General features: G+C 44.7%; 1 protein-coding gene. It reads right to left on the reverse strand.

The window, feature by feature from the left end:
- Positions 1–12 precede the first annotated feature (12 nt).
- A partial coding sequence (locus OI69_RS18770; RefSeq protein WP_039354264.1) for a restriction endonuclease subunit S occupies positions 13–655 on the reverse strand: 643 nt, incomplete at its 5' end.

Consider the following 655-nt stretch of genomic DNA (forward strand, 5'->3'; position numbering starts at 1 on the left):
GGCGGTAAATCATCATTTAGCGTCGCCGAGATCGGCAACGGATAGTTCTCCGGACATTAGTCGGGGTAGTAAAGAATCACGCGTCTCTGCAAGACTGTCATTCTCTGCTTCAAGAAGTTCCTGCTTCTTGAATATGGGAGTGCATTCGTCTTGAAAACGATGAAGAGAATTCTCATCAGGAATAACAGCGGGAATGCTTTTCATGGTAGCTCCAGAAACTTCCTTGAAAGTCGACCCCGAAGCTGCATTTTCGATAGTTTGAATATTATTAATCAAGAAGTAATAAATGAATGCCGTGCCTACGTTTTTTTTCGGAACAACGGATTTAAAACCCTGATTGGTAGAGAGTTCCCCACTCGCAATAGCGATGTAGCCAATTGGCGCTCTGGAACTGAAAAGAACAGTTCCTCGTGGCATAAGCTGTGCGCTACTGTTGCGAAGACCAAGTTCAGAGATGTTGTTCGCTCCATGGGCAATAAACTTGTTTTTGTTGACAGACAAATCTTTAGGTGTAATCCAAGCTATGCCGTGTTCAGTGTAATATTGAGGTTTCGCTTTGGACGGTGTACTGCCGCCAATGACATCGCCCAAATCGGAAATTGTACCCTTTCTCCATTTACTAGGCATTTTCCCGCCAAACGGCTCGAAGTCCACA

It is taken from the genome of Pectobacterium fontis (genome assembly GCF_000803215.1).
In the GTDB taxonomy this organism is placed as follows: domain Bacteria; phylum Pseudomonadota; class Gammaproteobacteria; order Enterobacterales; family Enterobacteriaceae; genus Pectobacterium; species Pectobacterium fontis.